We start from the raw sequence: 24,796 nt of genomic DNA, 5'->3' as shown, positions 1-24,796 counted from the left end.
CGGCACCCGTCAGATTCGACGAATTAAGTTAGCACGATTTTTAATCAGATCAACTAGTTTGTTTGTAGTTTGTTAAAACTTAATGACATAAGAAGGATATTTTTAATGAAAAAAGTCGCAGTGTTACTGAGTGGATGCGGTGTTTTCGATGGAACAGAGATCCATGAATCGGTTTTAACGCTTTTATGCTTATCCAAAGCGGGGGCTCACTACCAATGTTTTGCACCTGATATCAAACAGATGCATGTGGTCGATCACCTCACTGGCGAGGTCGATGCGACAGCAAGTCGTAATGTGCTGGTGGAGTCGGCGCGCATTGCCCGTGGCGAAGTTAAAGCGACCACAGAATTAGCTATCGCCGAATTTGATGCCTTGATCATTCCCGGTGGTTTTGGTGCGGCGAAAAATCTGTGTAATTTTGCGACGAACGGCAGCGAGTGTGAAGTCGATCCGCTGGTCACAGATTTTATCAATGAGTTCATTCTGGCGAAAAAGCCCGTTGGCTTTATCTGTATCGCACCTATGATGATTCCACGTTTATATCCCCATGGCGTAAAAGGCACTATTGGTAATGATAGCGATACTGTTGCGGCGTTCAATTTGATGGGTGGAGAGCATCAAGTCGCGACTGTGCATGAGATCGTCGTAGATGAAGCGAATCGAATTGTCAGCACTCCCGCTTATATGTTGGCTGGAAGTATTGCTGAAGCGCATTCAGGCATCGAGAAGCTGGTTGCTAAGGTACTGGAGATGACTGACGCGCGTTAGGTTTGTAGAAGTGCAAGAGCGCGTCATTGAACCAAGATAAATCCCCATACGTTCTTGTGGATTTATCTTGGTATAACGGGATTAGATTGAGCTTGAGGACTTGCGGCTATCGAATAAACCTTGGGCTAACCCTATGAGTAAGCCACCAATGTGGGCACCGTTCGCAACGGCAACCCCTAGAATATCCGTGAATCCCAATGCCAACCAAATCATCATAAAGGCCATATATGATGGCGGTAAGCCTATACCTGCCACAGGTTTACGTAACCCCATTATCCAAGTGTAGCCCACCACGGCATACACAACGCCAGATAGCCCGCCGAAGTTAGGTCCACCGACATAATATTGGATGACGTTTGGCAGTGTGCCCGCCACAAACAGCAAGATTAGCAATGGCGCTGTGCCGATACGGGTTTCGATTTTACCGCCTAAATACCACCACCAGAGCAAGTTAAAAATGACGTGCATGGCTGAAAAATGCAGCAGGCTCGGGGTAAAAACACGCCAGAACTGGCTGAACTCTGAATTTGGTACAGCGCCAAAATAGGACAGTGCTGCGTAGGCTTGGTTGGCGAACCCTAAGTTCATCGCCGCAAAAATGAGTACACAAACTGCAAATATGATGAGTGTGACTGGGCCTGCACCAGTAATGAATTGGGTAAACAACTGTAGTGAAGGTGCGCCGTAATCTATCTTAGTTTGGGTATCGCCGTGTTCCCACGAGGCTTGTAGATATTTACTGTCGTAGGGATGAGCCATGAAATGGGCAAACTCTTTACGCGCTTGCTCCACATCTTTGTCATGGATGACGAGAATGGCGACACCTTGCACCAGCGGCTCAATTTGGCAGTCAATGTGTTCACCTTTGAGGTAATCGACAAATGCCTGTGCGGCTCTACTGTTGGGGAGTCGGCCAATTTCTATCATGCATTCGCCTCATGCCAAGCGCTATAGCCGCCGTCTAGACTGTAAACGTCATCAAATCCTTGCTCGCATAAATACTGCGCCGCATTTTGGCTGCTCATACCGTGGTAACAAACCACTACCAGTGGGCTGTCCATATCGGCTTGGCTAATAAATTGCGCTAGGTTTTCGTTATTCAGGTTAGTTGCACCTGCAATATGGCCGTTGGTGAAGCTATTGCCATCGCGGATATCGACGATTTGCACTGGCTGTGCTTCGGTCATTTGCAGCAATTGATTAACGCTTAAGTGTTTAAAGGAAGACATAATAAAACCTGACAGAGCTAAGAGATGGAAATCAAGATGGGATAAGTGTGCAACAAGGGGCTGCGAGTGTACAGCCCCTATCGAGGTTATGCTCTGCAGGATTAATCCCAGCTGAGGATCACTTTACCCGATTGGCCCGAGCCCATAGCGTCGAAACCTTGTTGGAAATCATCAATCTTGAAGTGGTGAGTGATGATAGGCGAAATATCTAAGCCCGATTGGATGAGGCTCGCCATCTTGTACCAAGTTTCGAACATTTCGCGGCCGTAGATGCCTTTAATGACCAAACCTTTGAAGATCACTTTGCTCCAATCAATCGCCATTTCGCCACCAGGAATACCCAGCATAGCGACTTTGCCGCCGTGGTTCATGGTATCTAACATGGCGTGGAAGGCTGATGGTACGCCAGACATTTCTAATCCAACGTCGAAACCTTCGGTCATGCCCAGTTCTTTCATCACGTCTTTTAGGTTTTCTTTTGACACGTTCACAGCGCGCGTGGCGCCCATTTTACGGGCCAGCTCTAAGCGGTATTCGTTGACGTCGGTGATCACCACATGGCGAGCACCTACGTGACGACATACTGCAGCCGCCATGATGCCGATGGGACCTGCGCCGGTGATCAACACGTCTTCACCGACTAAATCGAAGGATAATGCTGTGTGCACAGCGTTACCAAACGGGTCAAAGATTGAGGCTAAATCATCGCTGATATCATCAGGGATTTTAAAGGCGTTAAAGGCGGGGATAACTAAGTATTCTGCAAATGAACCTTCACGGTTTACACCCACGCCAGAGGTGTTACGGCATAAATGGGTGCGGCCTGCGCGGCAGTTACGGCAGTGGCCACAGGTAATATGGCCTTCGCCAGACACGCGGTCTCCAATCTTAAAACCACGAACTTCTTGGCCGATATCAACCACTTCACCTACATATTCATGACCAACAACCATAGGGACTGGAATGGTTTTTTGTGACCATTCGTCCCAGTTGTAGATGTGCATGTCGGTGCCACAAATCGCCGTTTTTTTAATTTTGATCAGCAGATCGTTGTGGCCCATCACTGGCTTAGGCGCATCGACTAACCAAATACCTTTTTCGGCTTTTAACTTGCTTAGTGCTTTCATTGTCTTAAGTCCTAAATAATGCCCATTTCTTTGGCAATACGGGTAAAGGCGGTGATCGCTTTGTCGAGTTGCTCACGGGTATGTGCCGCTGACATTTGCGTACGGATACGGGCTTGTCCCTTAGGAACCACAGGGAACGAGAAGCCAATAACATAAATATGTTCTGCTAATAAGCGGTTAGCAAAGTCGCCCGCCAGTTTAGCATCACCAATCATCACTGGGATAATCGCGTGGTCTGCGCCGCCTAAGGTAAAGCCAGCTGCTGACATTTGCTCACGGAAATAACGGCTGTTTTCCCATACGGCTTCGCGCAGGGCTTGGCCCGACTTGAGCATTTCTAACACATGGATAGATGCAGTCACGATTGACGGCGCTAATGAGTTAGAGAACAGGTAAGGGCGTGAACGCTGGCGTAACCAGTCGATGACTTCTTTTTTACCCGAAGTGAAACCGCCCGATGCGCCGCCTAAGGCTTTGCCTAAGGTGCCTGTGATGATGTCGACTCTGTCCATCACATTGCAATATTCGTGGGTGCCACGGCCGTTTGCGCCAATAAAGCCTACCGCGTGAGAGTCATCGACCATCACCAGTGCGCCGTATTTATCGGCTAAATCACATACGCCTTTAAGGTTTGCGATCACGCCGTCCATCGAAAATACGCCGTCGGTGGCGATCAAGATGTTACGGGCGCCAGAGGCTTTCGCGGCGATCAGCTGAGTTTCTAAATCGGCCATGTCGTTGTTGGCATAACGGAAACGTTTGGCTTTACATAAACGTACACCGTCGATGATAGAAGCATGGTTTAACGCATCGGAAATAATCGCGTCTTCTGCATCTAACAAGGTCTCGAACAGACCGGCGTTTGCATCAAAACATGAAGAGTAAAGAATGGTGTCTTCAGTGCCGAGGAATTCGCTCAGGCTAGCTTCTAGCTTTTTATGGATATCTTGGGTGCCGCAAATAAAGCGCACCGACGCCATACCAAAGCCGTGGCTGTCTAAGCCCTGTTGGGCGGCTTTGATTAGCTCAGGGTGATTCGCTAAGCCTAAGTAATTATTCGCGCAAAAGTTAACAACTTCTTGCTGATTAACTTGAATGGCAGTCTGTTGCGGTGAGGCAATAACACGCTCGCTTTTATATAAGCCTTCGGCTTTGATGTCTGCAAGCTGTTGATTAATCTGTGCGTAGAATGAGGTAGAGGCCACCTGATATCTCCTTAGTTAACTTTATTCTGATTTTGGGAGTGGCGGCATTCTAACTCTAAACCCAATCGGCCTACAGCCTTTTTTTCATGCAGGTTCGCAAGATAAACGAGTTTAGGGCTAAAGCGGTTTTTACATTATAAAAACTAATGTGCAACATAAGTTTGCCACTGTTTAACTGAGTCTTCTTTTAAGGGATGTAGAGCGAAAAACGGGTTCGCACTCAGTACTATAATTGCTTTGAGTCCAGTACCGAATGCGAGTTCCCAACAAAGGTGTTTGGGATGATGTTAGAGGGATTCTTGATTCGCTAACGCGTGATAATGCTGCTCTAGGCGAGTAAACGTTGCGACGGATGTCGGGGTTGCATAGGCTTTGAAAATCATCAGTACCCTCAACACACCTTCATAGAGCGTCGCTTTAGTGATGGTCGATGTGCTGGATTGCGTGAGTTGGTAACCAATCCAAAAGCTGACGATCATCTTGATGGTATCTGCCAGTGGCGTGATTTTGTCGCTCTCTAAGTTTAAAAAGCCATCTTGCTTAAGTTTATGCAGCACGTGGCTCGAACGCGTTAAGACTTGTTGCTGTGCATGCAAATAGCGTTTTTTTAGCTCTTCATCGCGGGCGAGAATATCCGCAAGGTTGGCGTACATGAAGCGGAATTGCCACAAGGTATAGAACATGGCATCGAAGTAGCCGATTAACAGTTCCACATCCACTTGCTTATCTTCATAGGGTTGGAAACCCGATTCGAGATGATTCTCATATAAGCTGAAAATGCAGCGGATAATGTCTTCTTTATTGCGAAAATGGTAATAAAGATTCCCGGGACTCATATTTAAGTGAGCGGCAATGTGATTGGTGGTGATGTTTCTTTCGCCATGCTCGTTGAACAGTTCAAGACTGGCATAGATTATTTTGTCGCGGGTTTTCATAAGTTATCCAAATTGCTAGTGAACGCCACATCATAGATAGAGTTAACCAACGACCGCCATACTGCTGGTAAATTATCCCTAATTTGGTGCATATGCTAACATTGCCGCCATTCATCAGGCAAAACTCATAAGCACGTTTTTAATGAATCGTTTTCTCTATTCCACGATCTTATATTTATTATCCCCTTTGCTAATCGTCTATTTAGCATTTCGTGCTATCAAAAGTCCCGATTACCGTGGTCGTTGGGGGGAGCGTTTTGGATTAACCCAACTAAAATCGACGGATTTACTGATCCATTCTGTGTCTATGGGGGAAACGCTCGCGGCAATCCCCTTGATCCGTTTGATTATGCAATCACACCCTGAGCTAAGTATTACGGTTACCACAACCAGTCCAACGGGGTCTGCTGAAGTGCGCAAAGCCTTTGGTGACTCAGTGCAGCATTGTTATTTGCCCTTTGATTTACCTTGGTGCGTGCGGCGTTTCTTGCGCCAAGTCTCACCTAAATCTTGCATCATTATGGAAACCGAACTGTGGCCTAACTTGGTTGCTGTTGCTGCTAAACGCGGTGTGCGCTTGATGTTAGCGAATGCTCGCTTATCGGCCAAGTCGGCGGCGCAATATGCTAAGCGCCCTAAACTCAGTCGACCTATGTTGCAACGACTCGATGTTATTGCGGTGCAAACTCAAGTGGAAGCGCAGCGTTTTATCGAGTTAGGTGTATCGCCGGACAGAGTGACAGTATGCGGTAGCTTGAAGTTTGATCTCAGTATTACGCCTGAGCGTTTAGCCAATGCCAAGCTGTTGCGTCAGACTTGGGGACGTAAAACCTCGCCGATTTGGGTCGCAGGCAGTGTGCATCCTGGAGAATTTGACGCCATGCTCATCGCCCATAGGCAATTATTGGCTCAGTGGCCCGATGCCTTGCTGATTATTGCACCGCGTCATCCTGAGCAGTTTTCTGCCGTTGCTGAGGTTGTTGCCAGTCAAGGTTTTGAATTAATTCGTCGCAGCGGTAATCTTCCTGTGACGGCCACGACTCAAGTGCTGGTCGGCGATACCATGGGTGAACTTCTGACTTTTTATGGCGCGGCGGACCAAGCCTTTGTCGGTGGCACGCTGATCAATAATGGTGGCCATAATCCCTTGGAGCCTGTTGCTATGGGCGTACCTGTTATGGTGGGGCCGAACCATTGGGACTTTGCCCAGATTACGCAGATGTTGGCGGATGCTGGTGGGTTAAGGGTTGTCGCTTCGGCGGATGAACTTGCCGCTAACTTGATTGAGTATTTTGCTAAACCTGAGTTACGCCAGCAGGCGGTGAACGCGGGATTGGCTGTGGTTGAGGCAAATCGCGGTGCCTTGCAACAACAATATCTTCTCGCGCAATCTTTAATAACCGCTTAATTCAACTGGATAATTCGTTTAGTGGATCAGGCGCTTTGCATCGCCGCTTGATAGCCTTGCATAAGTGATGACCAGTTATCAGCGGTGAAGGCAAGGTTTGGTAACTTGCCTTGTTCTTTATTGAAGGAACGTAAAAGTCTGTCTAGATTCGATTGCTGCCATTGCGGGCTCGGTGTTTTTAACTCACCACGGTCGAAATCGATAAGATAAAACCGCTCTGGCGTTAAGAGTTCAGTTTGTGCGGGCTGGAACAGAATATTCTTGGCATTGAGGTCGGCGTGGTACACACCACGCTGATGGAATTGGGCGATGCAAGCCCCTAATGCCTGCCATTGCTCTGTGCTCATGACCCCTTTGCCAAGTTTAGCGACTAAATCTTCGGCGCCTTCGACCCGTTCGATAATGATATCGGCGCGGTAAAATAATCCATCGCGCACTATGTTGGCGGCAATCGGTTTAGGTACAGCAAAATCTTCGCGATACAAAATGTCTAATAAGCGTAACTCACCCATGGCGCGGGTATTTTCGAGGCCAGTATAAACGTAAGCATCTTTGCTGAATTTCTCCATTAAGCCGCCACGCCAATAATGACGCAATACCCAATGACTGTGCTCAAATGCCACAAACCAAGTGGTGTAGCGGCCTTTGGATGAACCGACGACAGCATTTTTAGCCCGCCAAAAATCCACCGAGAACCACGCGGGATCGATATCTGTTGGCGTATCTTGGCAAACTGCCATGTGACCTTGGGCGGTTTTTATGAGCTGTATCTGAGCATTCATCGGAGATTTGTTGACTTAAGCGTGGCACCTAGGGCCATTCTACATTAAGATCCTTAGCTTGCGCCAAATAACCTTAAGAGCTTTTAGCTTCAATCCCAATGAGTTTAAATCCCAATACCATGAATTCTCTTTGTTTGCTGCGCTTATCCGCTATCGGTGACGTCTGTCATGCCGTGGCAATGGTGCAGGCGATTCAGCGGCAATACCCCGAGCTCAAAATCACATGGGTGATCGGTAAACTCGAATATCAATTGTTGAAGCATTTACCCGGCATTGAGTTTGTTATTTTCGATAAATCTCAAGGATGGCGCAGCTATTTTAATTTGCGTAAGGCCTTAAAAGGCCGACGTTTTGACGTGCTGCTGCATATGCAGGTTGCGCTACGTGCTACCTTGGCTTCATTAGCCATTTCGGCAAAGGTGCGCATAGGTTTTGATCGTGCCCGCGCTAAAGAAGGTCAGTGGCTAGTGACAAATCACAGGGTGGAGCCCTTGGCCAAGCCCCATGTGCTCGAAGGATTTATGGGATTCGCTAAGGCGATTGGCGTTAACGATCTCACTCCTCAATGGCATATTCCTGTGCCAATTGCGGATACTGAATTTGCCCAGACACAGATTAAAGACAATGAAAAAGTCTTTATCATCTGCGCCGCAGCCAGTAAGGCTGAACGTAACTGGTTGCCCGAGCGTTATGCCGCCGTCGCGAGCCATGCGATTGCGAAAGGATTTAGAGTCATGCTGTGCGGTGGCCCAACTCAACTTGAGAAGGATTTAGCCGAGCAAATTTTGCAGGCTTGCCCCTCTAAAATCGATAATTTAGTGGGCAAAACCAGTCTGACTCAACTCTTAGCACTGCTAAAACGCGCCAGTTTAGTGTTAGCGCCAGATACCGGTCCTGCGCATATGGCGGTGACCCAAGGCACGCCAGTCATTGGTTTATATGCCCATTCCAATCCTGGGCGCACAGGTCCGTATCTATCTCAGCAATATGTGGCGAGCGCCTATGATGAGGCCATCAGGTTGCAGCATAGTGGACAAATTAAGTGGGGAACTCGCGCTAAAGGCGAGCATCTAATGTCATTGATTAGTGTTGAAGCTGTGATTGAGAAGTTTGATCTGGTGGCGTATGACACTAAAACTTCAGAATAAATTTATTTGGATTAAAGGTTAATTATGGCTCCTCAAAAAGCCCCTAAGTTCTTGTTTATCCCAGTCTCATCGGCTGAGGGCATAGGTGAGTATATGCGCTCAATGATCATTGCCGATGAGGTGAAAAGAACTTGGCCGAATGCCGAGATAAAGTTTATTTTAAGTGAACAAGCACCCTATGCGGCTCAATGCCCTTATCCGGCAGTGCTACTTGAAGATACGCCGACTAAACAAGTCAAAGCGGTGAATCAAATCATGTCTGATTACCTGCCCGATATAGTATTGTTCGATGCTTCTGGGCGTAAATCACAGTTAGTCCATGCCCATAAACTCGGCGCTAAGGTCATATTTCTCAGCCAGCACAAGCGTAAGCGTAGCCGTGGAATGAAAATTGGCCGCGCTTTAGTGACGGATTGTCATTGGGTCGTGCAACCAGAATTTGTGATCGGTCCTATCAGTTGGTTAGATCGCCTGAAGCTGAAACTCATTAATAAACCCGCGCCTTTGAATATAGGTCCTGTCTTTACTCAGCCCGATGCAAGCACTCAAGCGGCATTATTAGCGCAATATCAGCTAACGCAAAATGAGTTTGTATTATTTAATGCGGGTTCTGGTGGGCACAAGGTAAATGGCGAATTAGCCGCAGATATTTTTGCTCAGGCCGCTCATGAAAGCTATAAAGCATCTGGCATAACAAGTGTCATGGTTTTTGGCCCTAATTATCCAAATCCTCTGCCTGAGCTTGAGGGGGTAGTTGTTATTCCTCAATTGAATAATCAGCAATTTATTAATATTTTGGCCGCGGCTAAGGCTGCCGTATTGAGCGGTGGAGATACTTTATTACAAGCGATAGCGCTGCACAAACCGACCTTGGCTGTTCCTGTATCTAAGGATCAGCCGCCAAGGATTGAAAAATGTGTATCAGAAAAGTATGTAATAAGTTGTGAAACTAAATCAGAAGCCATAGGACATAAGATTGCCTTGCTCTTAGATCCTACATTAGCTAATCAGCTAATAACCTCATTAGCAAGAGGCGAGCAGCTTAACTGGCTTGATGTGGCGATGAAGGAGTTGGCATTTTTGTTAGATCTTGGCTGATTTTTTATGATGAGTCATTTTTAGCCTATTAATCTTACCTGGCTAGTATGCAATATTTCTGCATTATTTATTGAGAGAATACATATGTCTAAACTGATCCCAGTGACTCAACCATTCTTGCCCGAACTGAATGAATTTACCCCATATCTTGAAGAAATATGGGGTAATCGTTGGTTAACAAATAATGGCCCATTCCATCAGAGACTCGAAAAAGAACTGGGTAAGTATCTTGGTGTACGGCATGTCTCATTATTTAATAATGCTACGATCGCGCTAATCACGTCTTTGCAGGCATTAAAGATATCTGGAGAAGTGATTACAACGCCATATTCTTTTGTTGCGACGAGTCATTCTATTTTATGGAATGGGCTCGTGCCAGTTTTTGTCGATATAGATCCCAATACGTTCAATATAGACCCTAAAAAAATTGAGGCTGCAATCACACCTAAGACATCGGCTATTATGCCAGTCCATTGTTACTCCAATCCTTGTGATGTTGAGGCGATCGAGGCTATTGCAGATAAACATGGGCTTAAGGTCATTTATGATGCTGCTCATGCATTCGGTGTTAATTACAAAGGTCAGAGTTTACTTAACTATGGTGATTTATCTATTTTAAGCTTTCATGCCACGAAAGTGTTTAATACTTTTGAAGGTGGAGCTGTGATTAGTCCAGATGCAGAGACCAAATTACAAATCGATAGGTTGAAAAACTTTGGTATTGAGGATGAGTTAACGGTTACCGCGGTAGGCATAAATGGAAAAATGAGTGAAATCAATGCTGCCTTTGGTTTGGTGCAGTTGAAATATATTGCCCAAGCAATAGAGCAACGAAAAGTTATCGATCATCACTATAGAGAGAAGCTTGCTGAAGTAGAAGGAATTAGGGTGCCTGAATTATCTAAAGATAGTAACAGCAACTATTCTTATTTCCCTATTTTGGTTGAGTCATCATATAGTCTGACTCGAGATGAACTTTATGAAAAACTAAAGAAAAACAATATTTTATCTCGTCGTTATTTTTACCCGTTAATCAGTAATATGTCTATGTATAAAGGGTTGGAGTCTGCTTCAGTAGCTCATCTTCCCTATGCGAATGAGACTTCAAATAAAGTATTGTGCATTCCTATTTTTAATGAGATGGAAATTGATGATGTTAATTTAATTATTGACTTGATAAGGAGTATCTAATGGCCTATTTGAGCCGTGATGAATTAGAAAAGATGGGATTCGCTTCAGTTGGAGAGACAGTTTTTATTTCAGATAAAGCATCTATCTACGGTACTGAGAGAATTACTCTTGGTAATAATATTCGCATTGATGATTTTTGTGTGTTATCTGCTGGTACTGGCGGAATCGTCATTGGCGATTATGTCCATATAGCCGTTTTTTCCTTATTGATTGGCGCTGGGGAAATTGTGTTATCTGATTTCAGTACATTATCATCTCGTGTCAGCGTATATTCTAGTAGTGATGATTACTCTGGTGAGTATATGACAAACCCCACAGTGCCAGCAGAATTTACAAATGTAAATCATGGTGATGTATTAATTGGAAGGCATGTTGTCATAGGCAGTGGCAGTGTGATTTTACCTGAGTCTATTATTCATGATGGTGTTGCTGTCGGGGCATTATCTTTGGTTAATAACATATGCCATGAATTTGGCATATACGCTGGCGTGCCAGCAAAGAGAATTAAAGAACGGCAGCGGAAGTTACTTAATATTGCAGATATTGCAAATCTTAAGTAGATTCACTTTACATAAAGATATGCCTAGTATTTATGCTGAATAAATGCCAAGCATATCCCTTGTGGCTATAGCCGTCAGGATAAATTAAAAAATGTTTTTGATTCCAGCATAAAATCAGTCACAGATTGTGCATAAGCCTTATCGAGTTTTTCAAAATGTTGTCTTTTTAGACGCCTGGTCGAATTGGCGAACTCTAAGTCTTCCAATCCATAGGCTATGCCATACCGATTCTCAATGTTGGGATACCATTGTTCTTTTGTGACACCTTCATCCGGTACTACAATTGACTCACAACCACATAGAGAGGCAAACGATGAATAGGCAGAATAAGTGTCATATGAAATAAATTGTTTTACCCGCTTGAAGATTTTTGCTGTTTCTTCATGTGATAAACCATCAATAAGAATTGCATCTTTTGGGTGGTATGTTTTCGGCTTTATTTTATCTTTTCGGATAGAATATGCGACACCAGCTCTAGACTCCTGTGTATTTTTTTCATTGTATATTTCATAGGGGATATGCAAGATGTTGAGAATGTTATTCGATAATGTCGAACCATGGAAATGAAAGTCGTTGACGAGACCATGGTCAAATTTGAAATAAAGTTCATTAGCACCATAGAAAACCTCTCCGGTAAAGAAACCTGGTTTGTTTAACAACCATCTAATGATATTTTTTGCTTTTAAAGGATTTCCAAAAACGAGCTCAGGGTATATAACAATATCATTGTCAGTGATTTTTCCTTTATATACTGGCGTGTTGAATTCAGGGTTAGTTCTATATTGCCTAAATAATCCATCAATAGACTTATTAATAAACTTTTTTAGTCCAGAGAGATCTTTTTTGCTGAATTTATATTGCTGAAAAAAAGGAAATATCACAGCATTACCACCGAGCTCATTAATGAGATGGCATAGTTTGTGTAAAACAATCACACCTCCAGAGGTTCGATTATATGAAGGTGCAAAAATGATGTATCTCGTTTGCATTATCTAACCTATTATGTTGCTTAAGTGAATTTTTGTCTTAAGTTGTTGATCTTGATGGTAAGGCTAAGTATTTTAACATTGCTTAGAAAGTATTGTAACTAGTTGTGTAGGCTTGTTGGCATCTCAATGCATTCATCCGATTGTTTAGGAAAAGTCATAACAATATTTTGGGTGGGTAGGCTATGGCTTTGTGCCTACCGTCTTTCTGTTACTTTGGTTGATCGTGTACCTTTACTGAGTGGTTTGATATCATAAACCTCATAATTTTTGTGATAATTTTTTGAGGTTGGAATGAAGATCTTAGTAACGGGTGGTGCAGGGTTTATTGGTTCAGCATTGATCCGGTATATCTTAAGTAACACCGAAGACTCGATCGTGAATCTCGATAAATTGACCTATGCGGGTAACTTAGAATCTCTGGCTGGCGTTGAATCGAATCCAAGCTATCAATTTGAAAAAGTTGATATTTGTGACAGAGCAGAGTTAGACCGTGTATTTTCTGCTCATCAACCTGATGTTGTTATGCATCTTGCTGCTGAAAGTCATGTCGATCGTTCGATCGATGGTCCTGCCGCTTTTATTGAAACCAATATTATAGGCACATATCAGTTGCTGGAAACGGCTCGTCATTATTGGCGTGGACTCGATGCTGAGCGACAGTCACGGTTTAGATTTCACCATATTTCTACCGACGAAGTGTTTGGTGATTTGCCTAATATGACGGATCTTTTCACTGAGACGACATCTTATGCGCCCAGTAGTCCGTATTCTGCCTCTAAGGCGTCGAGCGATCATTTAGTGCGTGCCTGGCATCGCACTTACGGCTTGCCAGTTATTGTCACAAATTGTTCGAATAACTATGGGCCCTTCCATTTCCCCGAGAAGCTTATTCCCTTGATGATCTTGAATGCTTTGGAAGGCAAGGCTTTACCTGTCTATGGTAACGGCCAACAGATCCGTGACTGGTTATATGTGGAAGATCATGCCCGCGCACTTTATCGAGTCGTGACTCAGGGCGTTATTGGTGAGACTTATAATATCGGTGGGCATAACGAGCAGAAAAATATCGATGTTGTGATGGCTATTTGTGAGTTATTGGAAGAGTTGGCGCCGACAAAACCTAACGGCGTAAATCGTTATAGTGATCTCATTACCTATGTTGATGATAGGCCTGGGCATGATCTGCGTTATGCTATTGATGCGTCTAAGATTGCGTCAGAATTAGACTGGCATCCTGAAGAGACTTTCCATTCAGGTATTCGTAAAACGGTTGAATGGTACCTCGCCAATCAATCTTGGTGCCAACATGTGCTTGATGGTTCATATCAGCGTGAACGTTTAGGTGTGTAACCATTTCACTCAATAAAGTTAATATGATTTTAGGTTTCAGTCATTTTGCCGTGGCTTGAAAGCTAAGCTCTAACATCTAGGATATTTAATGAAAGGTATTATTCTTGCGGGTGGTTCTGGTAGTCGTTTATATCCTATCACTCGAGGTGTCTCTAAACAGCTATTGCCTGTTTATGATAAGCCCATGATCTATTATCCATTGTCGACACTTATGCTAGCAGGAATCCGTGATGTATTAGTGATCACTACGCCGGAAGATAATGCGAGTTTCCAGCGATTATTGGGTGATGGCCGCGACTTTGGTATCCATATTTCCTATGCAATTCAAGAGAGTCCCGATGGCTTAGCGCAAGCATTTATTATTGCAGAAGATTTTATTGGTAGTGACAGTGTTTGTTTAGTACTCGGCGACAATATTTTTTATGGCCAATCTTTTAGTAAAACCTTAAAACAGGTCGCTAGCCGACCTACGGGGGCGACGGTATTTGGATATTACGTCCGAGATCCCGAGCGTTTCGGAGTCGTGGAGTTTGATCAAGATTACCGCGCCATTAGTATTGAAGAAAAACCAACTACACCTAAATCAAATTGGGCTGTGACTGGTTTGTACTTTTATGATAATTCGGTCATCGATATTGCTAAAAGCATCAAGCCCTCCGCCCGTGGCGAGCTTGAAATCACTGAGGTGAACCAAATTTACCTTAATGCCGGCAGCTTAAATGTTGAAATTCTTGGGCGTGGTTTTGCCTGGTTAGACACTGGTACGCATGAGAGTCTGCATCAGGCCTCTTCCTTTGTGCAGACAATTGAAAATGTACAAGGTCTAAAAGTGGCATGCTTAGAAGAAATTGCATGGCGAAATGGCTGGTTGAGTGATGCTGAATTGATTGCTCTCGCTCAACCTATGCTAAAAAATGATTATGGTCGCTATTTAGTCTCACTTATGGATAAGCGATAGTCCTATGACTTTTCATTCAGTTCGATTCATTGTGGGTAGATAAGCCGATGAAGATACTCGTCACAGGTGCAAAGGGACAAGTCGGTAGTCAATTGGTTGAGAAACTGAGCGGCGGCATTAATACCCACGTGGAATTATTGGCAGTGGATCGACACTTGCTGGATATCACCGATGAGTTGGCCGTAAATGCTTGCATTGAACGTTTTCGCCCTGATGTTGTGATCAATGCCGCCGCTTATACTGCGGTGGATCGGGCGGAGCAAGATGAACTTAATGCAAAGCGTGTAAATCACTTGGGGCCCCTTTATTTAGCTGTTGCGGCCAATAAGATTAAAGCCACTATGATCCACGTTTCTACCGATTATGTGTTTTCTGGTGATGCAAAAGTTCCTTATATTGAGTCAGATACAGTCGATCCTCAAAGTGTTTACGGTGAAACCAAGCTGGCGGGTGAACAAGCTGTTATAAATACTAATCCTCAGCATTTTGTTTTGAGAACTTCATGGGTTTTTGGCGAGACTGGGGCTAATTTTGTCAAAACGATGTTGCGTATTGGTCGTGAACGGTCGGATATTCGTGTTGTCTGTGATCAATTTGGGAGTCCCACTTATGCGGGTGATATTGCCGACACGCTGATCGCTATGGCAAAACGCTCAATGGAGCATGAATGTCCTTGGGGTATCTATCATTTTAGTGGCTCACCCTACGTTTCTTGGCATGAATTTGCACAGTATATTTTTGACGAGGCCTATGCCCAACGGTGTCTAAATACGCACATTAAGGTTAAGCCTATTACTACATCTGAGTACCCCACTGCCGCTAAAAGACCCTTAAATTCACGGTTGAATTGTACAAAAATTGCAACAAACCTAGGTGTTTATGCGAGTGATTGGCGATTGGCGTTTAAAGACATTAAGGCCTATTTATAGTAGTAAGACCATGAATATTATAGAAACTAACATTGTAGATGTGAAAATTATCGAGCCTCAAGTTTTCGGTGATGAACGTGGCTTTTTTATGGAGACTTGGAGTCAGAGAGATTTCCAACAAAAGGTCGCCGACTGCCTATTTGTGCAGGATAATCATTCGAAGTCTTGTAAAGGGATACTGCGCGGTTTGCATTATCAGACTGATCAAACTCAAGGCAAACTTGTACGAGTTACCTCGGGTGAAGTCTTCGATGTGGCAGTTGATTTGCGTAATAATTCCCCGACTTTTGGCCACTGGGTTGGTGTTTACTTATCCGCAGAAAATAAAAGACAGTTGTGGATTCCTGCAGGCTTTGCCCATGGTTTTTATGTCACGAGTGATGAAGCTGAATTTGTGTATAAATGTACCGATTACTACCATCCAGCCTCTGAACAGAGTATTGCTTGGGATGATCCCGAGTTAGCAATAGCTTGGCCGATAACTGTCCCTCCCATATTGTCTGCTAAAGATAAGATGGGGACGGCATTTGCCGATGCTTTTACATTTTAGTTCGTCGAGGTTTACTGTAAATGTATGATCGAAAACGCCAAGCGATAGTAATTCTTGTGAGTTATTATTCGCATTACAAGGAAAGCGCACTTAAGTACAGTGCCGATATTCTGTCAAAAATTTCCGACAAAGTTAAAATCTGCGTTGTATACAATACGGTTGAGGCGCGTACGCAAACCACTCAATATGATCACTTTATTGATTTTGAGCTTGAAGGCAGTAATAAAGGTTGGGAGTTTTCTGCTTGGGACGAAGGGCTTGCCCATGTTCGACAGCAGATTAATATAGCAGATGATGATGTACTGATTTTTGCTAATGATACTTTTTGCCACCATTGGCCGTTTTCATCCCTTAATGTGAAATTTATTAGTCAGGCTATTAATTGCGCTAGCTTTGGTGAGGTAGTGGGCGATATAAAGCATTTTAAACAGACCATTCAGTTAAACCAGGTGACGGGTGATGCTTGGATTGCGTCTTATTTATTGGCAGTACATATGAAGGATATCGGGCTATTACTACCGTTCGATAAGATTGGTTGCGATGATGATTTTAAAGCGTCGATTCTAGTCAATCATGGCAAGATTGAGTTTGCCCGTAGCTGTGCTGAAATACAAAACCATTTGTCGACTTATATGTTTCCTACCAAACAAGGTAAAGGCTGGTATAACGCGAGTTGTAAAAATCCAGAGCTGATAAAGCTTAAGGTGATCGCCATTCTCAATGAGATACTATTGTCTATAACTTGTGTTCAGCGTGGCGGTAAGTTAGTTTCATTTCATCCGCAGAAGTGGATGCGATCGTTAAATCGTTTTCGGCGGAAGTGGATGGCATTTAAGCGTAAATTAAGTTAGCAGCGTGTTTTAGGGTATCTTCTTGGGTGCCTTTAATGAATATATGATAGCGGTGGGATGTACTTTTACTATGCACACAAGAGCGATTTATCCTGGGACGTTTGATCCCATTACCAATGGTCATGCCGATTTGATTGAGCGAGCGGCTAAGCTGTTTAAGCATGTGATTATTGGTATTGCAGCCAATCCTTCTAAGCAGCCAAGATTCACCTTAGAAGAGCGGGTTGAACTGGTAAATCGTGTCACCGCTCATTTGGATAATGTTGAAGTGGTTGGATTTTCGGGTTTACTGGTGGATTTTGCCAAGGAGCAAAAGGCCAGTGTGCTAGTGCGTGGCTTACGTGCGGTATCTGACTTCGAATATGAATTCCAGCTAGCAAATATGAATCGTCGATTGAGCCCAGATCTGGAAAGCGTGTTTTTAACGCCTGCCGAGGAAAATTCCTTTATCTCCTCAACCTTAGTAAAGGAAGTCGCTTTGCATGGTGGCGATGTGAGCCAATTTGTTCACTCAGAAGTGGCGACAGCATTAGCAGCAAAGCTTAAGCTGGCTAAACCTTAGATTTTAGCCGCTTTTTACGTAGGCGTTTTGTGTTAACTTTGAGGCATTGTGGCCTCGCGATGATACTTAAAAGGATGTTATGAAGGCTTTTTTAACCCCCACGATCCTTGCTACTAGCATTGCCTCTGGCCTATTTTTTTCTTCAATGCTTGCTGCTGCCCCTTGGGTTGATGCCTCGGACATTTATCTTCGAGCCGATATTCAAGCGTTGGCCGATGCGGGTGTGATCACTGTTCCTGTGAATACTTATCCCTTGATGTGGTCAGGAATTGGCGGCGATTTAGCAAAAGTAGAGCCTGAATTGCTTTCTCCTAGTCTAGTGCAAGCCTTTGCTCGGGTTAACTTTTACTATCAAAATGCTGTCGATAATCGCGGCAATGCGAGGGTTAAAGTCTCGGGCGCGACCGATCCTGCTCGTTTTCAACACTATGGCTCCAATTATCGCGAGAAAGGTGAAGTGCTGGGTTCCTACGAGTATTTAGGATCGCGTGTTGCCTATAAGGCGACTGTGGCAGAAACCTATGATCCACAAGATAATAAAAATTTTCGCCTCGATGAGTCATATTTTGCCATCATTTTCGGTAATTGGATTGCGACCTTGGGTTCGGTTGAACAGTGGTGGGGGCCTGGATTTGACTCTGCATTGCACCGCTCTAATAACGCTCGCCCTATGCAGTCGCTAACACTGAGCCGCAATAATGCTGCAGCCTTTGAAACGCCTTGGTTATCTTGGATTGGTCCTTGGACATTTAAAACCGGATTTAGCTTAACGGAAGTTGATCGTGCTGTGCCTAAAACGGCTGAGTGGGATATGCGCTTAAGTGCAAGACCGATTAAGCAGCTAGAAGTGGGTCTGTCGTGGTCTACATTGTTTTGCGGAGAGGGCCAAGATTGTAACTTCAACTCTTGGTGGGATTCGGTTGCCAGTAATTCAGTTTGCCTCGATGGCAGAAGTGATTGCGCGCCAGATGAGCGCCGCGATGCGGGCCATAGAACCCAAAGTATCGATATGCGTTATAGCAGTTCTTTGCAGGATATTCCTGTGGGATTATATCTCGAACATAGTTGTGAGAATGGCAGCGACTGCGGCTCACTTTGGGGGATTGATACCCATTTTGGCACATCGGGAAAGCAGTTTAAGCTGTTTATGGAATATTCGGACACCTATGTAAAATGCGATGGTGATAGTGCCAATTGCTTCTATGAAGATCCTGTCTATCTAAGTGGTTCTCGTTATTATGGCCGTGCTTTAGGCTCAACCTATGATAGCGATGCTCAAACGTTTGTGGTGGGATTAGTCGGCCAGTTTAGTAACAGCCGAGGTTTTACCTCTTTATTGCGTTATGCGAAGTTGAATAAAGATGGCACTAATGTGGCGAGCACTTGGGCGCCACAACCACAGAAGGAAGATTTGTTGATGCTTGAGTTTTCCTATCGTATGCCTGTATGGAAAGGCATGTGGAGCTTAGGTGGCACGGTATCGAGATCGGAATTTGATGTTCAAGAAAATGATACTAATGCCACGCTCTTTAGCAGTTTTGAGTATCGCTTCTAATCGTAGCTCACATCTGATAACGACAAAAATGCCAAGCCAATGCTTGGCATTTTTGTTTATGAAATAATGCAATGTTAGCGTGTCTGGCAAATGCCACAGAATACTGTGGTGCGTTGGCCTAAACGGATTTCACTCAATAGGTTACCGCAGCTGGTGCAGGTTTCACCGCCGCGACCATAGACATGCAGTTTTTGGGCGAAGTAGCCCGGCTTGCCATCGGCATTGGTAAAGTCTTTGAGCGTAGTGCCGCCTTGCTTAATGGCGTGGGCTAAGATTTGCTTCACTTCGGCAACTAAAACGGTCAAGCGCTCGATATCGATTTTACCTGCTTCGGCTTCTGGATGAATGCCCGCCGCAAACAGGGCTTCATTGGCGTAAATATTACCCACTCCCACCACGATATGATTATCCATCAGGCAGAGTTTGATGGCCTTTTTCTTGCCCGCTAAAGCTGCCGCTAATTGTGCGACATTAAAGGCTTGAGTCAGTGGCTCTGGCCCCAGTTTGGCGAGTAATGGATGCGCTTCTTCTGGGAGTTCACACCATAGCCAAGCACCGAAACGTCTAGGATCGTTAAAACGTAAAATACGGCCGTTGGCGAGCACTAAGTCGATATGGTCATGCTTTTCCACTGGGGTATCGTGGGGCAAAATCCGTAAACTCCCCGACATGCCTAAATGCACTATGCTAGTGCCCGCATCAGTGTCGATTAACAGATACTTAGCACGGCGTCGCACTTGGCGTATGACTTGGCCGATAATTTGTTTGGCAATGTCAGGTACTGGCCAGCGCAGCGAACCATTGCGGATCACAAGATCAACCACGGTTTGCTCGACAAGGAAGGGTGCAATACCCTGACGGGTGACTTCAACTTCAGGTAATTCCGGCATGGATTCTTTCTTATCTTAAGTAAAATTGGGGACATTAAGCTGCGGGTTTCGCATCGAGGATCGGTTGCAGTTTAGCTCGTAAACTCGGAGGCACTAAATACCAATTGCCTGCGGGAGACTTTAACGCGCCTTCATTGGGGAAATAGATCCACAGCTGAGCATCGCGGATATCTGCAATCTGAATGACTAATTCTTGTGGATTATCTGTGGTTTCTGGTGCCGCCGTTAAAGGAGACACCCGTATGGTTTGCCACGCTTTAGCCCATTCATCACAGTTGAGGACTGTAGTGTCGCACTCCCATTGTGATGCTTGCTTGTGCAGCCACATCCCATTGAGTTGCAGCTGTGAAAGCGGCGCATTATCGTCAAATAGCAGCTGAGCATCACTCGGAACATTATTGGTCTTGTTATCCATAAAAGTCAGCACGGCGACCATAAAGACACAGGCGACAATAATGACGTTATTCCATTGCTTACGAGTTAAGGCCATAGAAATGTGTGACGCTAAGTATGGGGTGATGCTTCGAGTTTATCACGGCCAAATTGAGATGCTAGCCCTTAAGCGATTGAGGGGATGCTTAACCACCAGTGGCGTTCATAAAGCGTAGGATTTGTACCTGATTATTGCCAAAGTCGTGTTGCTTAGGCTTGAGGTTAATGCCCGCGAGAATAGCGGCTTTAAGTCTCTCAATATCTGCGGGAAATTCCCTGACTATGCTTTTGAGATCAACGGCATGCTCATTTCCTAAACACAGCAATAATTGGCCTTCAACTGTGACGCGCACTCGATTACATTCGTGGCAGAAGTTGTGACTGTGGGGTGAGATAAAGCCGATATGGATTGGGCTGTCGGCCATAGTGTAATACCGCGCTGGACCGCCAGTACGTTTGTTAGATAGCTGCAGCGGATAGCGACTTTCTATGATGGCTTTGACTTCATCGCTGCTGCAATGACGGGCGCGTTTACGCTCATCTATTTCGCCAAGTGGCATCTCTTCGATAAAGGCGATGTCTAAACGGCGGTCACGGCAGAAATCAACTAAATCAATGACTTCATTATCGTTCTGCTGTTTTAAAATTACCGCATTAATCTTGATACGTTCAAAGCCCGCCGCAATCGCGGCATCGATACCGTCGATGACTCTGTCTAACTTACCGTTACGTGTTAACTGGGTAAACAATGTGGGGTTTAAGGTATCTAGGCTGATATTGAGGCGCTTTAATCCTGCAGCAAACATGGGCTTAGCGAATTTTGTCAGCCTTGAACCATTAGTGGTCATGGATAAATCTGTCAGCCCAGGCAGTTTGCCAAGCAGACTCACTAGCTGATCGCAATCGGTGCGAACTAAGGGCTCGCCGCCAGTCAGGCGAATTTTAGTCACACCAAGCTCGGTAAAGGCTTGGGCAATCCAAGCTAATTCTTCGAGGTGGAGTACGTGGTCCTTTGGCAGAAAACAGGGATCTTCCGTCATGCAATAGACACAGCGAAAGTCGCAGCGGTCGGTGACTGAGAGCCGTAAATATTCGACCTTACGGCCAAAGGAATCCACCATTAGACTCATAAAAACTCACTGGATCTTAAAGCAGATCCGCAAAGGTTTGAATAAACACAGTTTCACCTGCATTCACGGCTTCTGCATCATCGCCTATGATGATGAGACAATTCCCTTTGACCATTGAACTTAACATTCCGGAACCTTGGTTGCCTGTGCTGCTCACGTGCAGGCGTCCATCTTTGCCAAGCTGATAAATCCCGCGAATAAATTCGGTGCGGCCTTGGCGACTTCGCAGGGTTTCATCGCTTATTGCGGGGAATAGCTGTGCTTGCCAGTTCACTTCACCTGCCAATTTTCGCAAAGCGGGCTGCACAAACTGCAGAAAAGTGACCATTACCGCTACAGGGTTGCCCGGCAGCCCGAAGAATAAGCTATCACCGATTTTGCCGAAGGCGAGGGGCCGACCCGGACGCATGCTAATCCGCCAAAAATCGATTTTGCCTAAGCGGGCCAGTACGGTTTTAATGTAATCCGCATCACCGACTGACACGCCGCCAGAGCTAATGACAACATCGGCAAGGTTGGCGGCTTTAGCGAGCGTCGCTTCGAGTGCGGTTTCAGAATCTTCGATAATGCCTAAATCGATAACATCACAGCCAAGACGTTTTGCCATCGCTTTGATGGTAAAGCGGTTTGAGTCATAGATGCAGTTGGCCTTGAGTGCTTCGCCAGGTTGGCTCACTTCATCGCCGGTGGAGAAGACGGCAACGGTTGGGCGGCGATAAACATTCAAACGATTGAGCCCAAGTGAAGCCAGTAAACCTTGTTCGGCGGCGCTTAGGCGAGTGGCTTTGGCGAGGGCGACTTGGCCTCGGGCGATATCTTCCCCCGCGAGGCGAACGTGTTGACCCGCCAGAATACGACCGTCGAAGCTAACATTGTCGTCGACTTCTTTCGCTAGTTCACGGGGCTGCACTGTATCGGCACCCACGGGCACAGTCGCGCCCGTCATGATTCGCACAGTTTCGCCGACGTTAAGCGTGCCCGAATATTGATGACCGGCAAGGACCTCACCCACCCGTTTTAAGGTAGCAGGCATGGGGTCTTGATAGACAAAGGCGTAGCCATCCATAGCCGAATTGGTTTGTTGCGGCACGTCGACGGGAGAAATACTGTCGCTGGCCAGTACGCGGTTATCTAAGGCATCTAAGTCAATTTCTTCGACCTCTGCCACGGGGGATACATGGGATAAAATCTGCGCTAAACCTTGGCTGACGCTGAGGTTTTTGTTGTCGCCTATGGCGCAGGCATCTACGGCTGAAATCGGGTATTGGAGTGGTGCTTCCCAGTTTTGAGCATACTCAATGACAAAGTCGGCAATCTGGCTGACATTGTTGAGATCGAGTCGGCGCAGCTCACTTGGAAGTGCATCGCTTGGCAACTGAGTGTCATCGCAACAGGCGATGGCGAGGATATTTTCATCTTGGGTGTAGATAAAAGGTTTGCCGTGGGCGGCGCGGTGCAATTCAATTTTAGGTAAAGCGAGTTTTTTAAAGCCTTCGACGAGGACGATATCGACTTTGTCGGCTTCGATTTGCTTGAGCAAATGGACTAACTCAGGATCGCCATCGCGCGCATCTTCTGTCATTAGCGCCCAGCGCACGTGGGAGGCGACCAGCATTTGCCGCGCACCCGCTTTACGCATTTCGTAACTGTCTTTGCCGGGAATATCCACGTCGAAATTATGGTGCGCATGTTTGATCACGGCTAAGCGCAGACCACGTTGATTTAATTCGGGGATCAATTGCTTGAGTAAGGTGGTTTTCCCCGTGCCACTGTAGGCACAAAATCCGAGAACGGGAATAGCGAGCGGATTGACGAAGGGGTTACTCATTTGCACCTCTAATTTGGGTTATTGGAGCCTTAGCTATTTGGTAATTTCCATGGCCAGTCGTTGTTTTTGTTCTGGCGTATTCACATTTACAAAGGCATTGGGCTGGTCGGAGAAAGACTCCACAACAAAGTGATGCTTGGCATACCAAAAGTCCACTTTACGCTCACCCGCCTCAAGAAACGCTTTCATCGAGTCACGTAAGCTGGGTTTTAACAGTAAGACGACGGGTTGTTCATATTCACCGTCACTGGCGACGGCGATCTCCGCATCTTCAGCCTTAATCGCTGCCAGCATACGCGGCACAAGGTCGGTTGGCAGCAGTGGGCAGTCGCAGGGCACTACCAATAAGTAGTCTGCATCCGTTTGCCCCATTGCGGTGATCATTCCCGCCAAAGGGCCGAGGAAACCAGTATGTTCATCGCTTATCACCTTAAAACCAAACTCAGCATAACGTGTTTGGTTGCGATTTGCGTTGATCAGGATCTCCTTAACCTGAGGTTTTATTCTGTCTATTGTGTGCTTAATCATGGCTTCGCCGTTTAATTCGACGAGTCCTTTATCGTCGCCGCCCATGCGACGCGCCATGCCACCGGCGAGAATAACGGCATCAATTTGCGATGACATATAAAGACTCCTGTGCTGGCAAAGATTCTGGGTGTTGATAAGCGGTCGTCACTCGTTCGCCTTCTATGTGCCACTGCTGTTCGCAGATGGAGGTTAACGCGCAATTCTGATGACTACTCAACAACATACCTGTGCCTTCGTGTTTGAGTTGTTGGATCATTTTTAATACGAGCTCTTGGGAATCCTTGTCCATATTGGAGGTCGGTTCGTCGAGCATTAACAGTTTAGGTTGTAGGATCCAAGCGCGCGCAATGGCGAGCCGCTGTCTTTCGCCGCCAGAGAGATTACTGGCTCTGGCGTGTAGCAGCGACCCGAGCTGCGCCATCTCAATCGCTTGAGTAATACGTTGTTTCGCCTTGGCTTTTGTTTCTGAACTGAAATTCAGCCCATAGGTGAGATTATATTCCACTGTGCCGTCGAACAAATAAGGATGTTGGTGCAGATAAACGGCTTTGCCTAATAAGGGATTGCGTCGCCACCAAGCATTTTTGGCAAAACCTTCAGTCTCAATTTTACCTTTAGTTGGCGCCATCAAGCCCGCAAGAATTTTCATCAAGGTCGATTTACCTGTGCCGTTGTCGCCTTGCAGATAAATCACATCCCCTTGGCAGAGCGCTAATGCGTCGGCCTTGAATAACAGGCGCGCACCAAAGGACATCTCTAAGTCACGGGCGATCAGTTTGACCTTAGTCATTGC

26 protein-coding genes are annotated in these 24,796 nt (G+C 45.5%); 13 read left to right on the top strand and 13 right to left on the bottom strand.

The features are described from left to right. Positions 1-105 precede the first annotated feature (105 nt). A complete protein-coding gene (elbB, locus tag MO387_RS07210) occupies positions 106-768 on the top strand; it encodes an isoprenoid biosynthesis glyoxalase ElbB (protein WP_006084747.1) in 663 nt (220 codons plus the stop codon). Between the two features lie 81 nt (positions 769-849). On the opposite strand, the gene glpG is transcribed toward elbB, so the two are convergent. From glpG to MO387_RS07185, 5 genes are all read right to left on the bottom strand, one after another. Then, positions 850-1,695 (bottom strand): rhomboid family intramembrane serine protease GlpG, encoded by an 846-nt coding sequence (glpG, locus tag MO387_RS07205; RefSeq protein WP_107950052.1) that lies wholly within the window; start codon positions 1,693-1,695, stop codon positions 850-852. After that, positions 1,692-1,997 (bottom strand): thiosulfate sulfurtransferase GlpE, encoded by a 306-nt coding sequence (gene glpE / locus MO387_RS07200; protein WP_006084745.1) that lies wholly within the window; start codon positions 1,995-1,997, stop codon positions 1,692-1,694. The genes glpG and glpE overlap by 4 nt, the downstream gene beginning before the upstream one ends. Before the next feature lie 101 nt (positions 1,998-2,098). Further along, positions 2,099-3,124, bottom strand: coding sequence for an L-threonine 3-dehydrogenase (gene tdh / locus MO387_RS07195; RefSeq protein ID WP_220591547.1), 1,026 nt, complete (start codon positions 3,122-3,124; stop codon positions 2,099-2,101). An 11-nt stretch (positions 3,125-3,135) separates the two neighbouring features. Then, the gene (locus MO387_RS07190; protein ID WP_242326150.1) at positions 3,136-4,329 is read right to left on the bottom strand and encodes a glycine C-acetyltransferase; all 1,194 of its coding nucleotides are present in this window, start codon (positions 4,327-4,329) and stop codon (positions 3,136-3,138) included. Positions 4,330-4,616: 287 nt separating this feature from the next. Continuing rightward, positions 4,617-5,264 carry a TetR/AcrR family transcriptional regulator gene (locus MO387_RS07185; protein ID WP_107950050.1) on the bottom strand — a complete coding sequence of 216 codons (648 nt, stop codon included), beginning with the start codon at positions 5,262-5,264 and terminating at the stop codon, positions 4,617-4,619. A gap of 142 nt (positions 5,265-5,406) precedes the next feature. On the opposite strand from MO387_RS07185, the gene waaA reads away from it, so the two are divergent. Next, positions 5,407-6,672 (top strand): lipid IV(A) 3-deoxy-D-manno-octulosonic acid transferase, encoded by a 1,266-nt coding sequence (gene waaA, locus MO387_RS07180; protein WP_107950048.1) that lies wholly within the window; start codon positions 5,407-5,409, stop codon positions 6,670-6,672. 26 nt (positions 6,673-6,698) lie between these two features. Here waaA and MO387_RS07175 read toward each other — a convergent pair whose 3' ends face one another. Next, positions 6,699-7,454, bottom strand: coding sequence for a 3-deoxy-D-manno-octulosonic acid kinase (locus tag MO387_RS07175; RefSeq protein WP_107950046.1), 756 nt, complete (start codon positions 7,452-7,454; stop codon positions 6,699-6,701). A gap of 98 nt (positions 7,455-7,552) precedes the next feature. On the opposite strand from MO387_RS07175, the gene MO387_RS07170 reads away from it, so the two are divergent. The 4 genes from MO387_RS07170 (at position 7,553) to MO387_RS07155 (ending at position 11,451) form a co-directional block, all read left to right on the top strand. Next, on the top strand, positions 7,553-8,602 hold the full coding sequence (locus MO387_RS07170; protein WP_107950044.1) for a glycosyltransferase family 9 protein: 1,050 nt from the start codon (positions 7,553-7,555) through the stop codon (positions 8,600-8,602). Between the two features lie 24 nt (positions 8,603-8,626). After that, a complete protein-coding gene (locus MO387_RS07165) occupies positions 8,627-9,700 on the top strand; it encodes a hypothetical protein (protein WP_107950042.1) in 1,074 nt (357 codons plus the stop codon). A gap of 84 nt (positions 9,701-9,784) precedes the next feature. Then, on the top strand, positions 9,785-10,891 hold the full coding sequence (gene vioA / locus MO387_RS07160) for a dTDP-4-amino-4,6-dideoxy-D-glucose aminotransferase VioA (protein ID WP_107950040.1): 1,107 nt from the start codon (positions 9,785-9,787) through the stop codon (positions 10,889-10,891). Beyond that, positions 10,891-11,451: a galactoside O-acetyltransferase gene (locus MO387_RS07155; RefSeq protein ID WP_107950038.1), complete on the top strand. Its 561-nt coding sequence runs from the start codon at positions 10,891-10,893 to the stop codon at positions 11,449-11,451. The genes vioA and MO387_RS07155 overlap by 1 nt, the downstream gene beginning before the upstream one ends. A 74-nt stretch (positions 11,452-11,525) precedes the next feature. On the opposite strand, the gene MO387_RS07150 is transcribed toward MO387_RS07155, so the two are convergent. Next, positions 11,526-12,440 carry a WavQ gene (locus MO387_RS07150; protein ID WP_107950036.1) on the bottom strand — a complete coding sequence of 305 codons (915 nt, stop codon included), beginning with the start codon at positions 12,438-12,440 and terminating at the stop codon, positions 11,526-11,528. Positions 12,441-12,731: 291 nt separating this feature from the next. Here MO387_RS07150 and rfbB point away from each other — a divergent pair, with 291 nt between their 5' ends. From rfbB to MO387_RS07115, 7 genes are all read left to right on the top strand, one after another. Next, on the top strand, positions 12,732-13,790 hold the full coding sequence (rfbB, locus tag MO387_RS07145) for a dTDP-glucose 4,6-dehydratase (RefSeq protein WP_107950034.1): 1,059 nt from the start codon (positions 12,732-12,734) through the stop codon (positions 13,788-13,790). A gap of 88 nt (positions 13,791-13,878) precedes the next feature. Further along, a complete protein-coding gene (gene rfbA, locus MO387_RS07140; RefSeq protein ID WP_107950032.1) occupies positions 13,879-14,748 on the top strand; it encodes a glucose-1-phosphate thymidylyltransferase RfbA in 870 nt (289 codons plus the stop codon). 47 nt (positions 14,749-14,795) lie between these two features. Continuing rightward, the gene (gene rfbD, locus MO387_RS07135; RefSeq protein WP_107950030.1) at positions 14,796-15,677 is read left to right on the top strand and encodes a dTDP-4-dehydrorhamnose reductase; all 882 of its coding nucleotides are present in this window, start codon (positions 14,796-14,798) and stop codon (positions 15,675-15,677) included. A gap of 10 nt (positions 15,678-15,687) precedes the next feature. Further along, positions 15,688-16,227 (top strand): dTDP-4-dehydrorhamnose 3,5-epimerase, encoded by a 540-nt coding sequence (gene rfbC / locus MO387_RS07130; protein ID WP_107950028.1) that lies wholly within the window; start codon positions 15,688-15,690, stop codon positions 16,225-16,227. A gap of 20 nt (positions 16,228-16,247) precedes the next feature. Then, positions 16,248-17,078 (top strand): hypothetical protein, encoded by an 831-nt coding sequence (locus tag MO387_RS07125; protein WP_107950026.1) that lies wholly within the window; start codon positions 16,248-16,250, stop codon positions 17,076-17,078. Between the two features lie 70 nt (positions 17,079-17,148). Further along, positions 17,149-17,640, top strand: coding sequence for a pantetheine-phosphate adenylyltransferase (coaD, locus tag MO387_RS07120; RefSeq protein ID WP_006084735.1), 492 nt, complete (start codon positions 17,149-17,151; stop codon positions 17,638-17,640). Positions 17,641-17,719: 79 nt separating this feature from the next. Beyond that, positions 17,720-19,195, top strand: a complete 1,476-nt coding sequence (locus MO387_RS07115) for a capsule assembly Wzi family protein (protein WP_107950024.1) — start codon at positions 17,720-17,722, stop codon at positions 19,193-19,195. A 74-nt stretch (positions 19,196-19,269) separates the two neighbouring features. Here the strand turns inward: MO387_RS07115 and mutM are convergent, their stop codons facing one another. The 6 genes from mutM to MO387_RS07085 all read right to left on the bottom strand — a co-directional run bounded on the left by mutM (position 19,270) and on the right by MO387_RS07085 (position 24,793). Further along, positions 19,270-20,085, bottom strand: coding sequence for a bifunctional DNA-formamidopyrimidine glycosylase/DNA-(apurinic or apyrimidinic site) lyase (gene mutM / locus MO387_RS07110; protein ID WP_011845381.1), 816 nt, complete (start codon positions 20,083-20,085; stop codon positions 19,270-19,272). A 34-nt stretch (positions 20,086-20,119) separates the two neighbouring features. Then, the gene (locus MO387_RS07105; protein WP_006084727.1) at positions 20,120-20,575 is read right to left on the bottom strand and encodes a hypothetical protein; all 456 of its coding nucleotides are present in this window, start codon (positions 20,573-20,575) and stop codon (positions 20,120-20,122) included. Positions 20,576-20,663: 88 nt separating this feature from the next. Beyond that, complete coding sequence (gene moaA, locus MO387_RS07100; RefSeq protein WP_107950022.1) at positions 20,664-21,647, bottom strand: GTP 3',8-cyclase MoaA; 984 nt, start codon at positions 21,645-21,647, stop codon at positions 20,664-20,666. Positions 21,648-21,663: 16 nt separating this feature from the next. Continuing rightward, positions 21,664-23,475 (bottom strand): bifunctional molybdopterin-guanine dinucleotide biosynthesis adaptor protein MobB/molybdopterin molybdotransferase MoeA, encoded by a 1,812-nt coding sequence (locus MO387_RS07095; protein WP_107950020.1) that lies wholly within the window; start codon positions 23,473-23,475, stop codon positions 21,664-21,666. A gap of 33 nt (positions 23,476-23,508) precedes the next feature. Further along, complete coding sequence (mobA, locus tag MO387_RS07090; protein WP_006084724.1) at positions 23,509-24,099, bottom strand: molybdenum cofactor guanylyltransferase MobA; 591 nt, start codon at positions 24,097-24,099, stop codon at positions 23,509-23,511. After that, a complete protein-coding gene (locus tag MO387_RS07085) occupies positions 24,083-24,793 on the bottom strand; it encodes an energy-coupling factor ABC transporter ATP-binding protein (RefSeq protein WP_107950018.1) in 711 nt (236 codons plus the stop codon). Before MO387_RS07085 ends, mobA begins: the two co-directional genes overlap by 17 nt. Positions 24,794-24,796 lie beyond the last annotated feature (3 nt).

The sequence above is a fragment of the Shewanella sp. N2AIL genome (assembly GCF_022690845.1).
Classification (GTDB): Bacteria; Pseudomonadota; Gammaproteobacteria; order Enterobacterales; family Shewanellaceae; genus Shewanella; species Shewanella baltica.
The sequence above is the reverse complement of the archived record's forward strand: the minus strand, read 5'-3'. Positions and strand labels throughout refer to the sequence as shown.

Excerpts from the sequence above, each read along its gene's own strand:
- MO387_RS07165 (WP_107950042.1), top strand. The coding sequence starts at position 8,627 with ATGGCTCCTCAAAAAGCCCCTAAGTTCTTGTTTATCCCAGTCTCATCG.
- MO387_RS07150 (WP_107950036.1), bottom strand. The coding sequence starts at position 12,440 with ATGCAAACGAGATACATCATTTTTGCACCTTCATATAATCGAACCTCT.
- waaA (WP_107950048.1), top strand. The coding sequence starts at position 5,407 with ATGAATCGTTTTCTCTATTCCACGATCTTATATTTATTATCCCCTTTG.
- mobA (WP_006084724.1), bottom strand. The coding sequence starts at position 24,099 with ATGTCATCGCAAATTGATGCCGTTATTCTCGCCGGTGGCATGGCGCGT.
- mutM (WP_011845381.1), bottom strand. The coding sequence starts at position 20,085 with ATGCCGGAATTACCTGAAGTTGAAGTCACCCGTCAGGGTATTGCACCC.
- moaA (WP_107950022.1), bottom strand. The coding sequence starts at position 21,647 with ATGAGTCTAATGGTGGATTCCTTTGGCCGTAAGGTCGAATATTTACGG.
- glpG (WP_107950052.1), bottom strand. The coding sequence starts at position 1,695 with ATGATAGAAATTGGCCGACTCCCCAACAGTAGAGCCGCACAGGCATTT.
- MO387_RS07170 (WP_107950044.1), top strand. The coding sequence starts at position 7,553 with ATGAGTTTAAATCCCAATACCATGAATTCTCTTTGTTTGCTGCGCTTA.
- rfbB (WP_107950034.1), top strand. The coding sequence starts at position 12,732 with ATGAAGATCTTAGTAACGGGTGGTGCAGGGTTTATTGGTTCAGCATTG.
- MO387_RS07185 (WP_107950050.1), bottom strand. The coding sequence starts at position 5,264 with ATGAAAACCCGCGACAAAATAATCTATGCCAGTCTTGAACTGTTCAAC.
- vioA (WP_107950040.1), top strand. The coding sequence starts at position 9,785 with ATGTCTAAACTGATCCCAGTGACTCAACCATTCTTGCCCGAACTGAAT.
- elbB (WP_006084747.1), top strand. The coding sequence starts at position 106 with ATGAAAAAAGTCGCAGTGTTACTGAGTGGATGCGGTGTTTTCGATGGA.
- MO387_RS07095 (WP_107950020.1), bottom strand. The coding sequence starts at position 23,475 with ATGAGTAACCCCTTCGTCAATCCGCTCGCTATTCCCGTTCTCGGATTT.
- MO387_RS07175 (WP_107950046.1), bottom strand. The coding sequence starts at position 7,454 with ATGAATGCTCAGATACAGCTCATAAAAACCGCCCAAGGTCACATGGCA.
- rfbC (WP_107950028.1), top strand. The coding sequence starts at position 15,688 with ATGAATATTATAGAAACTAACATTGTAGATGTGAAAATTATCGAGCCT.
- rfbD (WP_107950030.1), top strand. The coding sequence starts at position 14,796 with ATGAAGATACTCGTCACAGGTGCAAAGGGACAAGTCGGTAGTCAATTG.
- rfbA (WP_107950032.1), top strand. The coding sequence starts at position 13,879 with ATGAAAGGTATTATTCTTGCGGGTGGTTCTGGTAGTCGTTTATATCCT.
- tdh (WP_220591547.1), bottom strand. The coding sequence starts at position 3,124 with ATGAAAGCACTAAGCAAGTTAAAAGCCGAAAAAGGTATTTGGTTAGTC.
- MO387_RS07105 (WP_006084727.1), bottom strand. The coding sequence starts at position 20,575 with ATGGCCTTAACTCGTAAGCAATGGAATAACGTCATTATTGTCGCCTGT.
- glpE (WP_006084745.1), bottom strand. The coding sequence starts at position 1,997 with ATGTCTTCCTTTAAACACTTAAGCGTTAATCAATTGCTGCAAATGACC.
- MO387_RS07125 (WP_107950026.1), top strand. The coding sequence starts at position 16,248 with ATGTATGATCGAAAACGCCAAGCGATAGTAATTCTTGTGAGTTATTAT.
- MO387_RS07085 (WP_107950018.1), bottom strand. The coding sequence starts at position 24,793 with ATGACTAAGGTCAAACTGATCGCCCGTGACTTAGAGATGTCCTTTGGT.
- MO387_RS07115 (WP_107950024.1), top strand. The coding sequence starts at position 17,720 with ATGAAGGCTTTTTTAACCCCCACGATCCTTGCTACTAGCATTGCCTCT.
- coaD (WP_006084735.1), top strand. The coding sequence starts at position 17,149 with ATGCACACAAGAGCGATTTATCCTGGGACGTTTGATCCCATTACCAAT.
- MO387_RS07155 (WP_107950038.1), top strand. The coding sequence starts at position 10,891 with ATGGCCTATTTGAGCCGTGATGAATTAGAAAAGATGGGATTCGCTTCA.